16 protein-coding genes are annotated in these 18,770 nt (G+C 63.5%); 8 read left to right on the plus strand and 8 right to left on the minus strand.

What is annotated here, in order from left to right; translation table 11 throughout:
• Positions 1-60: 60 nt before the first annotated feature.
• Genes HNE04_RS21170 through HNE04_RS21180 form a run of 3 tightly spaced genes read right to left on the minus strand, consistent with a single transcriptional unit; the run spans position 61 to position 3,487 of the window.
• On the minus strand, positions 61-984 hold the full coding sequence (locus HNE04_RS21170; RefSeq protein WP_172223703.1) for an MBL fold metallo-hydrolase: 924 nt from the start codon (positions 982-984) through the stop codon (positions 61-63).
• A gap of 33 nt (positions 985-1,017) precedes the next feature.
• Positions 1,018-2,703: an AMP-binding protein gene (locus tag HNE04_RS21175; RefSeq protein ID WP_172223705.1), complete on the minus strand. Its 1,686-nt coding sequence runs from the start codon at positions 2,701-2,703 to the stop codon at positions 1,018-1,020.
• 46 nt (positions 2,704-2,749) lie between these two features.
• A complete protein-coding gene (locus HNE04_RS21180) occupies positions 2,750-3,487 on the minus strand; it encodes an FFLEELY motif protein (RefSeq protein WP_172223706.1) in 738 nt (245 codons plus the stop codon).
• A gap of 68 nt (positions 3,488-3,555) precedes the next feature.
• On the opposite strand from HNE04_RS21180, the gene HNE04_RS21185 reads away from it, so the two are divergent.
• Genes HNE04_RS21185 through HNE04_RS21195 form a run of 3 tightly spaced genes read left to right on the plus strand, consistent with a single transcriptional unit; the run spans position 3,556 to position 6,615 of the window.
• On the plus strand, positions 3,556-4,062 hold the full coding sequence (locus tag HNE04_RS21185) for a hypothetical protein (RefSeq protein WP_172223708.1): 507 nt from the start codon (positions 3,556-3,558) through the stop codon (positions 4,060-4,062).
• 10 nt (positions 4,063-4,072) lie between these two features.
• Entirely contained in the window at positions 4,073-5,692 is a 1,620-nt protein-coding gene (locus HNE04_RS21190) for a GMC family oxidoreductase (protein ID WP_172223710.1), read from the plus strand.
• Positions 5,692-6,615, plus strand: a complete 924-nt coding sequence (locus HNE04_RS21195) for an esterase/lipase family protein (RefSeq protein WP_172223712.1) — start codon at positions 5,692-5,694, stop codon at positions 6,613-6,615. The genes HNE04_RS21190 and HNE04_RS21195 overlap by 1 nt, the downstream gene beginning before the upstream one ends.
• Positions 6,616-6,634: 19 nt before the next feature.
• Here HNE04_RS21195 and HNE04_RS21200 read toward each other — a convergent pair whose 3' ends face one another.
• Genes HNE04_RS21200 through HNE04_RS21220 form a run of 5 tightly spaced genes read right to left on the minus strand, consistent with a single transcriptional unit; the run spans position 6,635 to position 9,648 of the window.
• Complete coding sequence (locus tag HNE04_RS21200) at positions 6,635-7,228, minus strand: ATP-dependent Clp protease proteolytic subunit (protein WP_172223714.1); 594 nt, start codon at positions 7,226-7,228, stop codon at positions 6,635-6,637.
• A 25-nt stretch (positions 7,229-7,253) separates the two neighbouring features.
• Positions 7,254-7,775: a type II secretion system protein gene (locus tag HNE04_RS21205; protein ID WP_172223716.1), complete on the minus strand. Its 522-nt coding sequence runs from the start codon at positions 7,773-7,775 to the stop codon at positions 7,254-7,256.
• The gene (locus HNE04_RS21210) at positions 7,762-8,154 is read right to left on the minus strand and encodes a type II secretion system protein (protein ID WP_172223719.1); all 393 of its coding nucleotides are present in this window, start codon (positions 8,152-8,154) and stop codon (positions 7,762-7,764) included. Before HNE04_RS21210 ends, HNE04_RS21205 begins: the two co-directional genes overlap by 14 nt.
• A gap of 4 nt (positions 8,155-8,158) precedes the next feature.
• A complete protein-coding gene (locus HNE04_RS21215) occupies positions 8,159-8,629 on the minus strand; it encodes a type II secretion system protein (protein WP_172223722.1) in 471 nt (156 codons plus the stop codon).
• Positions 8,629-9,648 (minus strand): cohesin domain-containing protein, encoded by a 1,020-nt coding sequence (locus HNE04_RS21220; RefSeq protein ID WP_235965248.1) that lies wholly within the window; start codon positions 9,646-9,648, stop codon positions 8,629-8,631. The genes HNE04_RS21215 and HNE04_RS21220 overlap by 1 nt, the downstream gene beginning before the upstream one ends.
• 28 nt (positions 9,649-9,676) lie before the next feature.
• Between HNE04_RS21220 and HNE04_RS21225 the strand changes: the two genes are divergently transcribed.
• The 5 genes from HNE04_RS21225 to HNE04_RS21245 all read left to right on the plus strand — a co-directional run bounded on the left by HNE04_RS21225 (position 9,677) and on the right by HNE04_RS21245 (position 18,768).
• The gene (locus HNE04_RS21225) at positions 9,677-11,491 is read left to right on the plus strand and encodes an RHS repeat domain-containing protein (protein WP_172223727.1); all 1,815 of its coding nucleotides are present in this window, start codon (positions 9,677-9,679) and stop codon (positions 11,489-11,491) included.
• Positions 11,488-12,069 carry a hypothetical protein gene (locus HNE04_RS21230; RefSeq protein ID WP_172223728.1) on the plus strand — a complete coding sequence of 194 codons (582 nt, stop codon included), beginning with the start codon at positions 11,488-11,490 and terminating at the stop codon, positions 12,067-12,069. Before HNE04_RS21225 ends, HNE04_RS21230 begins: the two co-directional genes overlap by 4 nt.
• Positions 12,070-13,247: 1,178 nt before the next feature.
• On the plus strand, positions 13,248-15,503 hold the full coding sequence (locus tag HNE04_RS21235) for a glycoside hydrolase family 5 protein (protein ID WP_235965250.1): 2,256 nt from the start codon (positions 13,248-13,250) through the stop codon (positions 15,501-15,503).
• Between the two features lie 186 nt (positions 15,504-15,689).
• The gene (locus tag HNE04_RS21240) at positions 15,690-18,218 is read left to right on the plus strand and encodes a cellulase family glycosylhydrolase (RefSeq protein WP_172223733.1); all 2,529 of its coding nucleotides are present in this window, start codon (positions 15,690-15,692) and stop codon (positions 18,216-18,218) included.
• Positions 18,219-18,366: 148 nt separating this feature from the next.
• Positions 18,367-18,768 carry a response regulator gene (locus tag HNE04_RS21245; protein ID WP_328700383.1) on the plus strand — a complete coding sequence of 134 codons (402 nt, stop codon included), beginning with the start codon at positions 18,367-18,369 and terminating at the stop codon, positions 18,766-18,768.
• Positions 18,769-18,770: the final 2 nt, after the last annotated feature.

Raw genomic sequence — 18,770 nt, forward strand, 5'->3', positions numbered from 1 at the left:
AGCCCGAAAGGCCCAGCAGAAATGCTGGGCCTTTTGTTTTTTCCGAAACGCTTTTCCTTTTCAGGCGTTCAACAAGTATTCGCCTTCGCGTCGGGCAGCCCCGGCCCGCACCAGGTCGTCGGCCAGCTGCGCTATCCATGCCGATTGTTCGATCTCCGAAAACCAGCGTTGGTGCACCAGGCCGAAATAGGCCGTCGCGCTTGCCCATCGCGTAAATTCCGCCATGCTCAAACGCTGAAATTCAAGCAACTTGAACTTGAGCAGCACTTTGGCGGCATGCGTGGCATGCTTCATCGGGTCGCGCACGAAGCCATCGAGCCGCCGGCGCGCCGCGGCCAGGGACTGCGCTACATGCGTAAAGACTTTCCCGTGCCCTGGAATCACGACAAGCGGGTCCAGGGTTTCGATCAGGTCGAGCGTTTCCGCCACTTCGTCGAACGCCCGCTCCCCCTCCAACTCCTGAAAAACAACGCCAAAGCCGTTTTCCCATAGCGAGTCGGCGGAGATAAGGGTGCGCGATTCGGCTTCGAACAGGATCACCGAATGCGGATCGTGCCCCGGAGAGCCGTGAATCTGCCAGCTGCGGTCGCCCAAGAGCACCGTTTTTCCCGGTTGGAGCAGTCCTTCTATCTTGAACGGCGGGCATTGCTGGCCGGTTGGAACATAAGTCAGGGCGACTGGATCCCAGTTGCGGACGAATTCAGCCTGGCCCGGCGGAATTCGGGTCTGGACAGCCGGGTAGCGCATCTGCAGTGCGGCGTTGCCGCCACAGTGGTCGCTGTGAAGATGCGTATTCAACAGCAAATCGAGCGGGCGCTCGCCGAGCGCGCGCTGAACCAACGCCAGTGTCTGCTCCGCGTGTGTGCAATACCCGCTGTCGACCAGGGCGGCGCCACCACTTCCCTGAAAAAGGATGTTGTTGGCGGACAGCCAGCCCCGCTCGAAGACCACGATGCCCGAAGGAAGCCCCGGTATTTCGACCATACCCAAAGACTACCCGAAGCCGATCGCCCCCGCTTATTGCGCGGAACGCAGCTCTCGCCGCAGGATCTTGCCGACGTTGGTCTTGGGCAGATCGTCCCTGAACTCGATGTACTTGGGCACCTTGTAGCCCGTGAGGTTCTGCCGGCAGTACTGGCCCACATCTTCCTCGCTCAGGGTCGGGTCGTTCTTGACCACGAAGACCTTGATCGCTTCGCCCTGCTTTTCATCGGGGATGCCGATGGCCGCGCATTCAACGACGCCCGGGCACAGCGAAATCACGTTCTCCAACTCGTTCGGGAAGACGTTGAACCCGCTCACCAGGATCATGTCCTTCTTGCGGTCGACGATCTTGGTGTAGCCGCGCTCATCCATCACGCCGATGTCGCCGGTCCGCATGAAGCCGTCGGAGGTGAACGCCTTCTCGTTCTCGGCCGGCTGGTTGTAATAGCCGCGCATCACGTTGGGACCCTTGATGCAGATCTCGCCGGGCTGGCCCAGCGGCAAGGAGTGCCCGTCGTCGTCCTTGATGGCAATCTCGATCCCCGGCAGCGGCAGGCCGATCGTCCCCGTGAACTGGGTGCTGGTCACGATGTTGTTGGTGCCGATCGCGCAGGTCTCGCTCATGCCCCAGCCTTCGATCATCGGGCAGCCGGTGGCTTGATGCCATTGCTTGGCGGTCCCCTCCGAAGCAGCCATGCCGCCGGCCTGCGAAAGGCACAGCTGCGAAAAATCGATGGACTTGAATTGCGGATGTTGCAGCAGCGCATTGAACAAGGTGTTCACCGCCGGGAAAAGATGGAAGGGCCGCTTCTTCAGCACGTCGACGAACTTGCCGAAGTCCCTGGGATTGGGGACCAACGTCAGGTGCGAGCCCCAGCGGATTGCCAGCAGGCAGAGCGTCAGCGCAAAGATGTGGTACAGCGGCAGCGCGGCGATGCTGTTGGTCTTGCTGACGTTGCCAATTCGTTTGAGCGCGGGACTGAACCACGCCTCCGCTTGCAGAATCGCCGACACGATATTGCGGTGAGTCAGCACCGCGCCCTTGGACAGGCCCGTGGTTCCACCGGTGTACTGCAGGAAGGCAATCGAATCCAGGGTCTGGGGGCTCGGCTGGAGAGGCATCGAGGTGCCCTCGGCAATCGCGCGATTGAAAGGCGTGACCTTGCGCCCGCCCGTCAGCGGCAGTTTGTAGGCCGGGACCATCTTGGCCAGGTGGCGCACCGCGAACGTGATCCACGTGCCGAACAGGAAACCGAGAAGGTCGCCCATCGAAGCCATGACGACATGCTTGATCGGCGTTCTGTCGATGACTTCCTCGAGCGTATTCGCGAAGTTCTCCAGGATGACGATCGTGGTGGCGCCCGAGTCCTTGAGCTGGTGTTCGAGTTCGCGGGCCGTGTACAGCGGGTTCACATTGACGCAGGTGTAGCCCGCGCGCAGCACGGCGGCCATGGTCACGGCGAATTGCGGAATGTTGGGCAGCATGATGGCCACGCGCGCGCCCGGCTCCAGGCCCTGGGCTTGCAGCCAGGCCCCGAGCGCCTCGGACAGCTCGTCGAGCTGCCCGTAGGTCATCCAGCGCTCCATGCAAACCGAGAACGGACGCGAGGCGTTCCTCTTGAACGATTCCTCCAGCAGCTGCGTCAGCGAACGGTACTGTTCCGGCTGGACCTCATGCGGGACGCCATCCGGGTAATTCTTGAGCCAATGCTTTTCCATTCAGAACTCCTTCGGCAGCGATTGTCAAAGGAGTCAACGGCCAGGGTTAGGGGGCTTGTCCTAGGGCGCGGGCCAGTTCCGTCTCGCATGCGACAAGGTCGGCGTCGAACAGCACGGCGATCAGCCGCGATTCGCGCTCCTCGATGGTGCCCAGGAAACCGTCGGCTCCATTATCGCGAGCCATGGCCGCGAAGGTGTCGAAACCGTTTTCGAGAAAGTGTTGAAGAGAGCCCAGTCCGGCCGCAACTGCCGCGGGCCGCATCATCTTGAGCATCATGCGCAGGCCGGGTGTGCGGGTAAACCGCGCCATCTTCCGGCCAATGCCCATAACCACCGTGAGCTGGTTTTCGCGATCCGCTCGCCGTCCGACCTTGCGCCAGGCGCGAACATAGCGCTGGGCCTCGGTGAGGTCGTCGCCCTGCGCCAGCCAGGCTACCGCCATCGCCTGATCCAGCTCCTCGGTGAGCGCGTGCAGTTCCGCGAGGGCGACGGCGGTGTCCGCGACTTGCGCGGGAAACAGGCGTTCGATGGCGCCCGCGATGCGTGCAAACTGGGCGTCGCGCTCGGCGTAGTCCTTGTCGCTGTAGAGCTCATCGAGGAAAAAGCGTGCTGCCGCCGCATAGGGTCCGGCAGCCAGCAGGTCGGCGTAGCTGGCCGCGAACCGCCGTGACTGCACGTGTTTGACGCGTGCCAGCGCGGCCAGGAGCGATGGGTCTGCCTCCACCGTGCTTCTCAGCAGCGATACGGTGGTGACTGCGGCGCGGATTTTTTGTGCGGCTTCCATGCAAACCCCGAGTCTATCTAGGCGGGGCGCTCTACAGAGGCCTCGCCGGGGCGTGCGATAGTCAGGTCATGCGAAGAAGGAGCTTGCTGACACTGGGCGCGGTTTCCGCCGCCGCCCTCGCGATGGGGGGCGGCGCCCTGGCGTTGCTCAAACCCGGCCTGCACGAGGCCAGGCTGTCGAATGCCGGGCGTGAAGTTTTTGCGGGCGTGAGCCGTGCGCTCCTGGACGGCAGCTTGCCCACTGGGGCGCAGGAGTTGGGCAGCGCACTGGATGCGCTGCTCGGGCGTATCGACGCGGTAGTCGCCGCGCTGGCGCCGCACGCGCAGTCGGAGCTTTCCCAGCTGCTGGCTTTGCTGGCCAGCGGCGGCGGGCGCCGCGCAGTGGCGGGCCTCAGCGAGCCCTGGCAGGTCGCCTCCGTCCCGGACATCGAACGAGCCCTGCAGGGCATGCGCGTTTCCAGCATCAGCCTTCGCCAGCAGGCCTATCAGGCGCTGCACGACATCGTGGGCGGCGCCTATTTTTCCGACGCGCAAACATGGAGCGTGCTGGGCTACCCCGGCCCGCTCAAAATTTGAAGGCAGCCTGATGAGCAGTGTGCAAGATCCCATCCGGGATGGCTTGAGGCGTGGCTGGAAAGTCATGGGCGGACCGCATGGAGAAGTGCCGCCGCGGATCACGTGCGACGTGGCCATCATCGGCTCGGGCGCCGGCGCGGGAATCACCGCGGAGCTGTTGACGAAGGCCGGCCTGAAAGTCGTCATCGTCGAAGAGGGCCCGCTCAAGAGCAGTTCCGATTTCAACCAGCAGGAGGCCACGGCCTATCCGTCCTTGTACCAGGAAAGCGCGGCGCGCAAGACCGAGGACAAGGCCATCAACATCCTGCAGGGCAGGTGCGTCGGCGGTTCCACCACCGTCAACTGGACCAGTTCCTTTCGCACGCCCGCGCCCACGCTCGACTACTGGCGCGCGCATTTCGGCTTGGCCGGTTTCGAAAACGATGCGCTTGCCCCTTACTTCACGCAAGCGGAACGCCGCCTCAACATCGGACCTTGGCTGACGCCGCCCAACGAGAACAACGACCTGCTGCGCCGCGGCGCCGCCAAGCTGGGGATCAGCGCTGCGGCGATCGCCCGCAACGTCAAGGGTTGCTGGAACCTGGGGTCGTGCGGCATGGGCTGCCCGACCAACGCCAAGCAATCGATGCTGGTCACCACGATTCCCGCGGCGCTCGACCTGGGCGCCGCCTTGCTGGTGGAAACGCGGGCGGAGCGGTTCGACATCGCCAACGGGAAAGTCAGGTCGCTCCTGTGCGGGCCGGTCAAGTCCAACGGCGCTGTGACCGCGTCCGATACGGGGGGCTGCACCATCGTCGCGCGGCACTATGTGCTTGCCGCCGGCGCGATCAATTCGCCTGCGGTGCTGTTGCGGTCCGAGGCGCCGGACCCGCACGGCCGCCTGGGCGTGCGCACGTTCCTGCACCCTGTCGTGATGTCCGCCGGCGTGATGGAGCAAAGGGTCGAGGGCTGGCAGGGTGCGCCCCAGACGATCTATACCGATCACTTCCTGGAGACCGACGCCATCGACGGCCCCATCGGCTTCAAGCTGGAGGCGCCTCCGCTGCACCCGGTGATCTTTGCGTCGAGCGTCACCGGGTTCGGGCGGGAGCAGGCAGAGCTGCTCAAGAAATTCCCGAATACGCACGTGTTGCTGGCGCTGCTGCGCGACGGCTTCCATCGCGATTCGCCGGGCGGCAAGGTCAAGCTGCGCGGCGACGGCTCGCCCGTACTGGAGTATCCATTGACCGACTTCGTGATGGACGGCGCCAGGCGTGCACTGCTGGCGATGGCCGAGATCCAGTTTGCGGCCGGCGCCCGCCAAGTCCTGCCGGTGCACGAAATGGCCCGGCCCTACACGTCCTGGTCCGAGGCCAAGCAGGCGATCGGCAGCTTGCCCATGAAACCGCTGCTCACCAAAGTTGTCAGCGCCCACGTCATGGGTGGATGCGGAGCCGCGGGCAGCGAGAGCCTTGGCGTGACGAGGCCCGACGGCGTGCACTGGCAGCTCGAAAACCTTTCCATCCACGACGGATCCATCTTTCCCACCAGCATCGGCGCGAACCCGCAGCTGTCGATCTACGGCGTCACCAATCGGCTGGCGCAGTCCCTTGCCAAACGGCTGAGCGGGCAGGACGTGATACTCGGCTGATGTCCTCCCCACCGCATTCGGCTCTGGCCCGGCTGCAGCAAGTCATTACCGTGTCGTTGTTGTGCGGTGCCTTGGCCTGGCTGGTCTGGCATTGGCGAGATTCACCGCTGTTGGCACTGGCGGGTTTTCTCACCATCGTCCTGGGCTACTCGCTGTTCCTGGCGGTCGAGTTCGTGGCGCTGCGCTTCGTTGGCCGCGGCGACTCCGTGCCCCAGCCCACTTGGGCGGAACTCGGGCGCGCCTGGCTGGGGGAAACCGTCATGGCGCCACGTGTGTTTTGCTGGCGCCAACCTTTTCGCTGGCGCGTCGTACCGGACGCGCTTGAAATCGGGCATGCGCAGCGGGGCCGGCGCGGCGCAGTCTTCATCCACGGCTTCGTCTGCAACCGTGGCTTCTGGAATCCGTGGCTCGAGCGGCTGCGCGCGTCCGGCAACCCGTTCATCGCCGTCAACCTCGAGCCGGTGTTCGGCTCCATCGAGGACTACGCCGCCACCATCGAAGACGCCGTCCTGCGAATGACGCAGGCAACAGGCCTGCCGCCGGTGCTGATCTGCCACAGCATGGGCGGGGTCGCGGCGCGAGCCTGGCTTCGCGCCAAGTCGCCCGACGCCTGTGTGCACCACGTCATCACCATCGGCTCGCCGCACCACGGCACCTGGCTCGGTCACTTCAGCCATCTGGAGAACGGACGCCAGATGCGATTGCGCAACCCATGGCTGCAGGAGCTGGCTGTGCATAGCGAGCAATGCCGCGACATCCGGTTCACCTGCTGGTACTCCAACTGCGACAACATCGTGTTTCCCGCCTCGACCGCCACCTTGGCGGGCGCCGACAACCGGCTGGTGCGCGGCGTTGCACACGTGGACCTGGCCTTCCACCCCGCCGTGATGGGCGAATCGCTGGCCATCGTGACGAGCGCCTAAGGTAGCCGCCGGGGCGAAGTCAGCGCTTCAAATCTTTCTTGCTCTCGATGACGCGGCCTACCAATCCGTATTCCACCGCCTCCTCGGCGGAGAGCCAGCGATCGCGCTCGATATCGAGCAGCACCGTGTCCAACGGCTTGCCGGTTTCGCGGGCAATCGTCTTGGCGATGCGTTCGCGCGCCTTGAGTATTTCCTTCGCATGGATCGCGATGTCGCTCGCCTGGCCGCCGGCGCCGCCGCTGGGTTGGTGAATGAGGAAGCGGGTGTTGGGCGTGCAATAGCGCCGGTCGCGCGGCACGGCCAGATACATGTGCGTGGCGGCGCTGCCGACCCAGCCGGTCCCGATCATGTTCACCGGGGCGCTGATGAAGCGCAGGATGTCGTGGATGGCGTCACCCGACTCCAGGTGTCCGCCGGGCGAACTCACCAGCATGTCGATGGGTGCGGACGAATCCGCATCCAAGGCGATCAGGCGCCGCGCCACCTCGCTGGCAGACGAGTCGGAGATGGCGCCGAACACGAGGACCGTGCGCGATTTGAAAGCCTTCTCTTCGAGGAATGAGTTGCGTGGCTCAGCCGTTGCTGGTGCCGCTTCATGTTCTGGGGTTTCCATTGCAGTCTCCTTGCACAAGGCCTAATCATTGCATGATTGCATTTGTCGGGTGGCGAAGTGTCTCTGGCGGCAGGGGTAAGCCGAATACCCAGTTGCGGTAGCTGCCGGCCTCTTCGAAGCCTGCCAGGGTCGGCGCGAAGGCAGTTCTTTGGATGGGCTGTCCCTCTGCCATGCTATGAATGCCGAGGATGTAGCCTTGGCCGTCCCGCACCAGGCCCCAGTCGGCGCGACCCGTCAATGGGTCGGTGTAGAGCTGCCTCAGGTGCCGCTGGATACCGGGGGCCCTCGGGTCTCTCAGTAGGTCCTCAAGGGTGCGCGGCCCTCGGCCAGGGGCCGGCAAGATTGCACCCGCGGGAATGCCCGCGTAGCTGCGCAATGCCTGTTGGAGTTCCAGCCCGATGGCCAGCAGTTGCCGTTCGGCATCACGCCTCGCCATCGCCGCACCCAGGCTCAGCGAAACGCTCGCCACGAGGCCGAGCAGGGCTATCGCAATGAGAAGTAGCACATAGGCAAAGCCGTGCTCGCGGCGGCACCTACCAGTCGCCATAGTTCCTTCCATCCCGCGCTGTTCCGGCGGCGCCGCTGCGGATGTCATACACCGCTCCCTTGTAGCCCTCGGGCACGGGGACGAGCTGCCAGGTCGTGGCCGAGTCAGTTACGGGGTCTACCGGCAGCGCGCGGAGGTATCTTTTTTCGACCAGTTCTTCAAGTGTTTCGGGGTAGCGGCCATTGTCCCCATAGAACTTGTCTAACACGTCCCGGGTGATGCGCAGGTTGTCGCGGAGCACGGCTTCTCTTGCCTCGTCGACCTTGCTGAAATAGCGGGGCGCCACCAGCAGTAGCAACGTCGATACGATGGCCAATACCACCAGTAGCTCGATCAGCGTGAAGCCGATCGCCGACATGTGGGAAACGCGATGCTTCATGGCGTCACCATTTCTTGAGCGGCGTACCGTTCAGGCCGATCAGTGGCGAGCGGCTGCGAACGTCGTACACATCGTCTCCCTCATGCGGGTCGTCCGCTTCGCTCGAATAGGAGCGCTTGGCCCATGTATCGGCGTCAGCGGAGGCCGGATCGCTGTCAAACGGATCGCGGGGAACCTTGCGCAGAAAAAACATCTTGCGACGCTTGGCGTCGCGCTGATCGTCCGCGCCTTCCACCAGCACCTCCAGCGTCTTGGGATAACCGGTCGATCCAATCTCTTTTCGGATGCGGCCCTCGTCCGAGGCTTTCTTGTAGGCGTCGATGGCCGCCCTGATCTCCCGCAGCGCGGCACGCAGTTCCTGTTCTTTGCCGCGCTGCGTCTGAACTTGGGCCAGGGGTATGACCAGCGTAGCGAGCACAGCCAGGATCGCTAGCGTGACCAGCAACTCGATCAGCGTGAACCCGCGCAGCTTCATCAGTTGGGGCCGAGGCGCAAGGTGTGCGGCGGAGGCAGCGGAGCGACGATGCCGCGCCCTCCCGGGCCAATCGGCGCGACCGTTAGCAACTGTACTTGCGTCTCGGGGCTGGCCGCAGCCGCGACCCGGAAGTTGAGGGTCGCAAGGGCGCCCACCGCCGAGGCGCCGGTGTCGCCGGCTCGAGTGCCGGTCATGAGGATCTGCCCACTGGGATCGATCCGGCTGGTGAAGTTCGTCTGTGCGCCGCCCTGGCGCAGAAAGTCGCCTTCCACGACTGAGGTGAGCTGCAGCACCCGCGGGTCGAATGCCAACGCCATCGGCACACTTACTACCGGCTGGTCGGATTGCATCAGCAGCTGCAAGGCAAACGTGTCGCCCACCTTCAGCTGTGCCGGGCCCTGCCACCGAAGGACGGTCGCGCTACCGGAGAGCACCTGGTTGGCCGTGGTGATCGACGATGCGGGCGCCGGCGCGGCAGCTGAGGGCACGTTACTCCCGATACTGCTCTGCTGCGCGCTGCTGGAAGCTGGAACTGCCGCTGGCGCCGTGGCCGGCGCGGCAGCGCCGGCCACGGGCAGGGCGGGTCCGGCCGACGGCCGGGAGGCGAGACTGTTCTCAGTGCCGGATTCGAATTCGATCACGGAAGCATCCGGCCGCCGCACGTTGCGCAGGATACGGGGTGTGATGGAAAGTACGATTTCCGTCTTGCTTCTATCGTCCGCCTGATTGCCGAACAGCCGACCCACGATGGGCACTTCGCCCAGCACCGGCACCTTGTTCGCTGTACGCCGGTCCTCGTCGTTGATCAAGCCGGCAAGCACCTGGTTCTCGCCGTCCTTCAGCCGCAGCACGGTTTGCGCCGTGCGAGTCCCGATCTGATAGGCGACGGTACCCGACTTGGTTTGCAGCTGGCTGATGATGTTGCTGACCTCGAGCGCGACTTTGATTGCAACTTCGCCGTCGAGGTAGATGGTCGGCTCCACGTCAAGCTTGAGGCCCACGTCGACATACGATGCCAACGACAGATTGATCCAGGTGACCAGTCCCTTGGGACAGATCAACTACTCGCTGGACGCGCAGGGGAACGTTGTTGAACGCACCATCGGTAGCGCCGGCACGACGAAGAGCGAATACGATGGCGCGGGTCGCCTGGTCAAGGTCACCGCACCGGACGGCAAGCAAGCGCGCTACACGTATGACCAGGCCGGGCGCGTCAGCATGGTCGAGCGTGACCTTAACGCAAAGGCCGGCCAGGCGCAGACGCTGGTCACCTACAACCGCTATGACAGCGCCGACCGGATCGTTTCGGTCGCCGAGGTCAAGCAGGCTGGCGCGGTCGAAACGCTGCTTGTCGGCCAAGCGTTTACTCGCGGACACGGCGGCACGATCACTAAGATCGAAACGTACCGCGCGAGCAGTTATGACAGCGCGGCCGGCAAGTTCGCTGGCACGCCAACGAAGACGCAGGCGTTCGAGTACGACAACAATGCGCGCCTGACGCGTGAGACGATGGCGAGGGACGGTGCGATCACGGATGCGGTCTACGAGTACAACGCCGGGGGTAACCGCACCAAGAAAACGGTGACAACGGCGGCCGGTTTCGAGATCACCACCTACACGTACGACCAGGCCGACCGGCTCACGCAGGAAAGCGTCAGCCTGGTGCCCGGCGGCAGTAGAGTTACGACGTACACCTGGGACGTCAACGGGAATCTTGCCACCAAGACCGAGCCAGGAAAGGTCAGCCTCCATCGCTTCGATCCGCAGAGCAGGCTGATCGACATTCGCGTTGGTGCGACGCAAGCGGAGGCGCAGGCTGCGACCTCGATCGTCAGCTATTCTTACGACGCCAGCGGCAATCGGGTCAAGAAAGGCGGCACCCAAGCCAGCAGCTACGTCATCGACGCTAGCTATAGCCCCGCGCAAGTGGCGCTGGAGACCAAGGACGGCGGCCGCACGGCCTATGTGCGAGGCCTGCAGTTGATTAGGCAGACCCGCGTGAATGGCACGACCGCGGAGGATCTGTTTCCGCTGCACGGCCATATGGGCACGAGCCTGGGCGCAGTGGACGCCGATGGTGATGCGACCGAACAGATCGATGTTGATGTCTTCGGCAATCTGGATCAGGTGATCGGCCTGAAGCAGGAGCACTTGTACACGGGCGAATATTGGGACCAGGATGCGCGGCTGCTATACCTGCGGGCGCGGTGGTACGACCCGAAGATCGGGCGGTTCATCTCGGCTGATCCGTTCGAGGGTAAGCAGGGCGATTCGCGTTCGCTGAACCGGTATGCCTATGCGCATAGCGATCCGGTGCACAACACAGATCCGACGGGGCGATTCTCTCTTGGGGAGCTCAACAGCTCCATCAATATACAACTGACCGTTGTTCGTCAATCCTTTTTGACAGGTGGAAAGCAAGCCGGCGGGCGCGCGCTTCAGCGACTGGGCAAGCTCGTCGAAGAGGGCGTGGAAAAGCTGATCCGAAACTGCTTGAAGCCCGGGAGCGGGGCCACACTCAACGCCGGCAAGAAAATGACTACAAAAAGGGATGGTGCAAACGCGGTCATCGATTTCTTTGTCGAGATGGGCGGCAAAGTGAAGAACATTGAAGTTAAGTATCAACTGCCCACAGGTTCATCCAGCGGGGGGTTTACGCGAGCGGCCAAGCAACTTCAGGCGATGATCGACAAAGGCGAGGAGGGTCTGCTGATTGCTTTCAAGGAACTCAAGACGGACGCCAGAGCGAAAAAGCTTCTCGATTCGGTTTCGGGCAATGCTGGTACTGTTCAGGTCGTGGAAGGATTTCTCGGCTTAGGCGCGTTTCTTGGCGAAATGATCATCGAGGAGTGTATTAAGTGAACAAGAAGTATTCCAAGACGCTGTACCAGCTGTTCGAACAAGAACTCAAGGTGCACTGGCCTCACTTCAAGAGAACCAAACGGAAGCCGGACCTTGGTCGAGGATATGTGTGGACGTTTCAGGGTGTCGCGAACGTCTTCCTGTTTCTTCGCCTTGATCTAAAGGGAAGGGAGCGATTTTTTTGCGATCTTGGTTGGTCCAGAATCGCGGACTATCCGCAGAAGGATTGGTTCGACTTCAGATTCCCGCACCTGAATTCAAAAAGCGCCTTTGGCGAAGCGGAAATGATTGCCGGCATTCAACGCCTATGGGGTGACAACGGCGTCGGTGCCTGGAACATTCCCGATCCTGTTGAGGCATTCAACCCGCTTGAGTACAGCCATGATCCAGAGGCCGGGGGGAGGGAGTTTGCGCGCCGAGTGAATCTGCAGGCCGCTTTGACGGAGGAAGACGCCGAAAAGCTGGTTCGGCCGGTCGTGGATGACTTGTTCAAGCGATTGGCCAGTGACGTCATGCCCTATCTTCTCGAGTACCTTGAATTTACGCGGACTCAGGCAACTCCCTCTGGTGAGGTATAGCGTTGGTCACTGAATAATTTAGGGGACGCACGTTATGTCTGCGCCTCGCACAGGTGCTAAAGCCATAGCCAGTGCGCGCCTGCGGCGCGAGAGCCACGAACACTGTGCCCACTCGCCCCGGGCCGCGCTCTCGCGTGGCGGCTCGCCGTCCTCGGCACCGCGTTGGGCCCGCCCCATTGCATTTGCCCCTGAGTGCGGCTTCGCTGCGCTCGGGAAAGGTCAGCGACTAGGCGGCCGCTTGCCTTGCTTGCCGCAGCCTCTTCCAATGGCGAGCAGGGAGAACGCGCAAAAAGTGCCTCCTTTAGGAAAAATTCCTTTCATCGCCGTCGGGTGGCCCTGTTGATTGGGCCGCAAGTCGTTGCTGCGCCTCAGGAAAACAGCTAAAGGCGCTTCGCTGGTCAATACTTGGTGAAGTTGTAGGCCGAGTGCTGCTGGCTTGCTGATCTGAGCCTGTGCCATACGATGGTTTGGCAGATCTCGAAGCCTACTTGCAGGGGATATACGTTCGAGCTATCCAGCGTTCTTTAGTGATCCACTTGAGGATTTCTACCCACGGTAGAGTATCGAGGTCAGGATGTGCAGTTGTCGCACGTCGGGTGCGCTGTTTTGACTCGCGATCCATACTGATGAGTTCGAGGCACCAGCACGTCGGCGCTGAGCCTCATTACCAGCCCAGCAACCGCCGTTCGTGCAATTCCTCACGGCGCGCTAGAGCCCCATGTCGGACAGCGCCGATTGCCGAGTAGGCGCGCATCCATTTTTGCTGAGCCTCGCCATAAGCGGCCCAAACCTCAAGCCCAGCGTCAGATACTTCTGTGCATCGAAGTAAGAGGCGTGCATATGAACAGCAGTAGGGTTTCATCTCGTTTGGGCGGCACGCAATGAAACGGCGTGACTTCAACAAGGTTGCAACCGCCGCGGCTGCGGTTGCCGTGACGGCTTGCGGTGGTGGCGGTGGCGGTGGGGCTGGAAGCCCCGTCAGCGCTGCACCGCCTCCCGCATCTGGAGAGCCGACCCCTGCACCTGTCGCGCCCGCTCCTGCGCCATCACCTTCACCCATAGAACCGCCTTCGCCCCCGCCGCCAGGGCCCGCTCCGACACCTGCCCCCGCGCCGGCCCCAACACCTGCGCCAGCTCCCCCCGGCGGACCGCTGGCCATCGGCACCAACCTGGTGGGCATGCAAACGGCTGAGATTGGCATGCGTTTCGGCACGGGCACGCTGCCCAACGTCAACTTCACGGTGGCCCGCCGCTCCGACGTGGCCTGGCTCGCAGCCAATGGCTTCACCAAGAACCGGCTGCCGATCCAGTGGGAGCTGTTGCAGCCGATGCTGCACGACACCGTGGCCAACGCCGCAGCGCGCGCTGCCATTGGCGAGCCGGGCGCTTTCCATGCGGGCTACGAGTCGTACATCACCGGTGTGCTCGATGCCCACGCGGCGGTCGGCGCCAAGTGCATCATCGATCTGCACAACTACGCTCGCTACCGCGACTTCAGGTTCCAGTCCAACGGCTCGGTCATCGGCCTGGTCGATCCCGTCAATCCGCTCATCCATGCGTACACCACCGACAACACGCAGATCCTCGAGCGCATCGTCGCCCTGGCACCCGGCGTCACACTGAGGCAGTCACACCTGAACGATTTCTGGACGCGCGCGGCCAACAAGTGGAAGGACCATCCCGGCTTTGGCGGCTACGGCCTGATGAACGAGCCCTACGACCTGCCCGAGCCGGGTGGAACCGTGCGTTCGTTCGCAGGAACCGAAGACCTGCACATCTGGCCCGTCTATGCGCAAGCCGCGATCAACACCATTCGTGCCATCGATGCCACCAACCCGATCTACCTGGGCGGCAACGAGTGGGGCGCGGCGATGTCGCTGGGCACCAAGAACCCCGACTGGCCGTTGACGGGCACCAACCTCATCTATGAGGTGCACATGTACCTGGACGCGGGCAGCAGCGGCCAGCGCTTCGACTTCGACTCGGAAGTGGCGCTCAACTACAACGCGGGATTCGGCCCGGGGCAGATCGACCTGAATACGGGGGTGGAGCGCCTCAAGCTCGCCGTGGAGTGGGCGCGGCCGCGCGGCATCAAGCTGGCGCTGACCGAAACCGGCATGCCCATCGACGACCCGCGCTGGGAGGAGATGTTCAGGCGCCTGGCCAACTACGCGCGCCAGAACAACGTGGAGTTCTACAGCTGGAACGGCGGCAACCACTGGACGTCGCACAACAACGCCATCAACCATGTACCCGGCTGGCATCAGCACAAGACGCTGGAGCCGACCATGTCGGGCATCATGAAGGCGTCCGCCGGCATCAACAGTGCCTCGTTGTTCGACGACGGCCCGGGCTGGGGCGCTTCTGGACCCGTGGCCATCACGGTCTATGCCCGCGGCAACCTGGCCAGTGCCGTGACGCTCACGGTGAGCTCCAGCAACGGCGGCACCCTGAGCAAGACGCAGCTGACCATCCCGGCCGGCGCCAACGGGCAAGACACGTTCACCTTCACAGCGGGGGCCAACCGCGTGACCACGCTCACGTACACGGTGACGTCGGGGTCCATCGCGCCGCCCGCGCCCCGCAAGGTCTATTCGCTGTCTGATCCGGTGGCGTACGCAGCAACCAGCTTGCCGGACGCAGCCATGGCCATCCTCGCCAAGTACAACGCTTGCAAATGGGAGATGGCGCACGGCTATACCGACTACATGCTGGGCGCTCTTGCGGATGAAGGCCAGCAGGTGCGCGCCATTTCCGATTCGGGCTACGGCTCCAGCGTGGGCAATGCCATGGAGATGGTCAACTGGATCAACGACAGCCCATCCATGGGCACCATGAGGGTGCCGGTGATGCGCGTCACCAATGGCCTCAAGAGCACGGACCATTCGGTCTACGACACCACGGGGTTCTGGTGCAAGAAGACGACGCCGCTGGCGGAAATTCAGGCCAATCCCAGGAATCTTGTGCCGTATGACCTGCAGGACCCGCACTTCAGCATGGCGGTCGTGAGCGTGCCCGGGCTGAACAACAGCGGCGTGCTGTTCCAGGCGTCGAACTCGGGCGTGCTGTATGCGTCGGAGCTCACGTTCAGCAACTCCCAGCCGCAAGCCAGGTGCGTGGACCGCACGGGCGCGTTGGTGGTGTTGACCAGCCCGACCCGCCTGGTGGCGAATACGCCGGCGGTCTTGACGTTCACTTGCGCGCCGGGCGCACAGAGGTTCCGCGTGAACTCGAACCTGGTGGGCAGCGCCAGCACCACCTTTGCCTCCGGCCCCTTGGACCAGTTGATGATCGGCTGGGGCTACCAGGAGTACTACCCGCGACAGGGCTTCGGCGGCAACGTGTATGCGGTCGTTACGGGCCGCGGCGCGCCGACATCGGCTGAACTTGGTGTTCTCGAACGCTATTTGGGAACGACCGCCGGAATTGCTTGAGGGTTGAAAAACAACTGAGCAATTTCGAGATCGTGTAATTCCGCACGCGTCGCGATTGCATGCGCGTCGGACCACACCGACTGCGGAGTAGGCCTCCATCCATTTCTCTTGTTCTCCTCGTGGCAACCGCTGTTTTGCGCCACTTCGACCGGGATACTTCCTGGCATCGAAACAGGAACACTGGTAATGAAAAGACGTGATTTCAACAAAGTAGCGACCGCCGCAGCGGTGGTGGTGAGTGGTTGCGGCGGTGGTGGTGGCGGCGGTGAAACCGTCGCGGCGGCGCCGACGCCGGGCCTGGATGATGCGGCGCCGGCCCGTCCGCCCACCACACCGGAGCCGGAGCTGGACCGGTTCCCGGATGCGCCGGGCCGGGACCCGACGCCGCCCGAGGCGCCGGCGCCTGCGCCCGCACCGGCGGTGCCTGCGACTGCGTTGGCCATCGGCGTCAATCTGGTGGGCATGCAAACAGCCGAGGTCGGCTTGCGTTTTGGCTCGGGAACCGTTCCCAATATCCACTTCACGGTACCGCGCCAGGCCGACGTCGGCTGGACTGCCGCCAACGGCTTCACCAAGAACCGGCTGCCGATCCAGTGGGAGCTGTTGCAGCCGATGCTGCACGACACCGTGGCCAACGCGGCCGCCAGGACGGCCATCGGCGAGCCGGGCGCTTTCCATGCGGGCTACGAGTCGTACATCACCGGAGTGCTCGATGCCCACGCGTCAGCCGGCATCAAGTGCATCATCGATTTGCACAACTACGGCCGCTATCGCGACTTCAAGTTCCAGTCGAACGGGTCGGTCATCGGCTTGGTGGATCCGGTCAATCCGCTGGTTCACGCCTACACCAGCGACAACACCCAGATCCTCGAACGCATCGTCGCCCTGGCACCGGGCGTCACACTGAGGCAGTCGCACCTGAACGATTTCTGGACCCGCGCCGCCATCAAGTGGAAGGACCATCCCGGCTTCGGCGGCTACGGCCTGATGAACGAGCCCTTCGACCTGCCCGCGCCCGGCCAGATCGAGCGCTCATTCGGCGGCAGCGAGGACCTGCACATCTGGGCGGCCTATGCGCAGGCGGCGATCAATGCGATCCGGGTGGTGGATGCGGCCAACCCGATCTACCTGGGCGGCAACGAGTGGAGCGCGGCGATGTCGCTGGCCACCAAGAATCCCGACTGGCCGTTGACGGGCACCAACCTGATCTATGAGGTGCACATGTACCTGGACGCGGGCAGCACCGGCCAGCGCTTCGACTTCGACACCGAAGTGGCTCGCGGTTACAACGCGGGCTTCGGTTCCGGTTCCATCAGCCTGCACACCGGTGTCGATCGCCTGAAGCTGGCGGTGGACTGGGCCCAGCCGCGCGGCATCAAGCTGGCGCTGACCGAAACCGGCATGCCCCTGGACGACCCGCGTTGGGAGGAAATGTTCAGGCGGCTGGTCAACTACGCGCGCCAGAACGGCTTGGAGTTCTACAGCTGGAACGGCGGCGCCCACTGGACGTTGCACAACAACGCTATCAACCATGTACCGGGTTGGCACCAGAACAAGACGCTGGAGCCGACCATGTCGGGCATCATGAAGGCTTCGGCGAGCATTGCGCAGGCGGCGCTGTTCGACGACGGCCCGGGCTGGGCCGGCTCCGCACCGACGACCATCGCGGTCTATGCGCGGGGCAATCTGGCCAGCGCCGTGACGATGACGGTCAGCTCCAGCAACGGCGGCACGTTGAGCAAGACGCAGCTGACCATCCCGGCCGGCGCCAATGGGCAGGACACCTTCACCTTCACGCCCCCGGCCAATAGCGTGGCAACGCTCACCTATACCGCCTCAGGCGGGTTGGCGCCGCCGCCGCCGCGAAAGATCTATTCACTCGCCGATCCGGCCGCCTATGCCGCGACCAGCTTGCAAGACGCGGCCATGGCCATCATCGCCAAGTACAGCGCCTGCAAATGGGAACTGGCCGATGGCTATACCGACTACATGCAGGGCACCCCCGCTGCGGCAGGGCAGCCGGTGCGGGCCATTTCCGACTCGGGCTACGGCTCCAGCGTGGGCAATGCGATGGAGATGGTCAACTGGATCAACGACAGCAGCAGCATGGGCAGCATGACGGTGCCGGTGATGCGCGTGACCAACGGCCGGAAGAGCTCGGACCACTCCGGTGCGAATGCCACCGCGCTCTGGTGCAGGAAGAGCGTTCCAGTGGCCGAGTTGCAGCCCAATCCCAGGAACCGCGTGCCCTACGACATCCAGGATCCGCACTTCAGCATCGCCGTCGTGAGCGTGCCGGGCGCCGGCAACAGCGGCGTGGTGTTCCAGGCTTCCAACGCGGGCGCGATGTATGCGTCGGAGCTTCTTTTCAGCAATTCGCGGCCGCGAGCAAAGTGCATGGACCACGCAGGCAACACAGTGGACCTGACCAGCCCCACCGCGCTCTCGGCCAATTCGCCGGCCATCGTGACCTTCACCTCGGCGCCCGGGGCGCAGCGGCTGCGTGTCAATTCGGTCCTGGTCGGCAGCGGCAGCGGAACCTTCGCCGCCAGCCCGCTGGACCAGTTGCTGATCGGCGGGGGCTTTCAGGACTACTTCCCGCGCCCTGGCTTTGGCGGCAATGTGTACGCCGTTGTCACCGGCAAGGGGGCGCCGACGGTGGCGGAATTGTTGGTGTTGGAGCGCTACCTCGGGACGACCGCGGGAATCGCCTGAGCGGAGGAGTTTGCTTAATGCCTCATTGACAGATGGGGCCTTCCAAGGTGCAATCCATCTCAACAATGTGGGGCTCTCGCCCCCGAGCACCCGATGCCTTGGATGCTGCCGTCCCGTGACACTACTAGCAAACCTTAAGCTCTTGATCGTGGAAGACCATGCTATTCAGCGCAAGCTGATGGCCCGGCTATTGACTGAGCTCGGCGCGAAAGTAGTTCACTGTGCCGCGGATGGCGAGTCCGCGCTGGCTGTTGTGCGCGATCCGGAAAGGCCGGTGGATATCGTCATCACCGACCTGTCGATGCCCGGCATGGATGGCGTCGGATTCGCACGTCACCTCAGCGGCGTGCAACCCCAGCCCTCATTGATTATTTGCACTTCACTCGCCCCCGGTCCCTTGGCGGCGATAGTGAGGATTACGGAACACTATCGGCTTAACCTGCTCGGTGCGATCAACAAGCCACTAACACGGGAAAATTTGGCGCCGCTCATCGAATTGCACCACGCCCGCAGCACGGTTCCAGCTGCTGCGGAGAGGGGGCCTCACTGAAC

Source organism: Caenimonas soli, from assembly GCF_013155545.1.
GTDB classification, from domain to species: Bacteria; Pseudomonadota; Gammaproteobacteria; order Burkholderiales; family Burkholderiaceae_C; genus Ramlibacter; species Ramlibacter soli.